The 629-nt window shown below is 57.6% G+C and carries 2 protein-coding genes; one reads left to right on the forward strand and one right to left on the reverse strand.

The genetic code is table 11. The annotated features are described in order from the left end of the window. A partial coding sequence (locus AB4Z23_RS27795; RefSeq protein WP_441361217.1) for an aspartate/glutamate racemase family protein occupies positions 1-457 on the forward strand: 457 nt, incomplete at its 5' end. A 51-nt stretch (positions 458-508) separates the two neighbouring features. Here the strand turns inward: AB4Z23_RS27795 and AB4Z23_RS27800 are convergent. Further along, on the reverse strand, positions 509-629 hold a 121-nt coding region (locus AB4Z23_RS27800), incomplete at its 5' end, for an AraC family transcriptional regulator (protein WP_441361218.1).

Below are 629 nucleotides of genomic sequence, written 5' to 3' on the forward strand. Positions count from 1 at the left end.
CCTCATCCTTGCGACAAACACCATGCACAAGGTGGCGGACAAGATCGTGGGCGGGGTGTCGATTCCCTTCGTGCACATCGCGGACGCAACTGCAACCGCTATCGTCGACCGCGGTTTCCGGAGACCGGGTTTGATGGCAACCGCCTTCACCATGGAACAGACCTTCTATACCGACCGCCTCATCGCTCAGGGGCTGTCGCCAACGATCCCTGAAGCTGATGATCGAGCTGAAACCCATCGTATTATCTATGAAGAGCTGTGCCGCGACATCGTTCGCGAGGAGAGCCGCTTGACCTATGAACGGATTGCGCAGCACCTGGTCGACAAAGGCTGCGACTGTCTTATCCTCGGCTGTACCGAGGTGGGTATGCTGTTAAACCAGGATCACGTAGGCGTTCCCGTCTTCGACACGACCCTCATTCATTGCAAAGCCGCCCTTCAAGCTGCTTTACAATGACATGTTGTGTTCTGACGGTCGATCGATCGTGAGAACGGTGAGGGGCAATGGTCAAACCTGTTCGCCCAGGTGATGCCGGACCCACTTCGCTTCTTCCGATGCGGTACGCCCGAAATGCCGTCTGAAGTCGCGGCTGAATTGCGCCGGGCTGACATAGCCCACTGACGCCGCC

It is taken from the genome of Agrobacterium sp. MCAB5, assembly GCF_052114365.1.
Classification (GTDB): Bacteria; Pseudomonadota; Alphaproteobacteria; order Rhizobiales; family Rhizobiaceae; genus Agrobacterium; species Agrobacterium tumefaciens.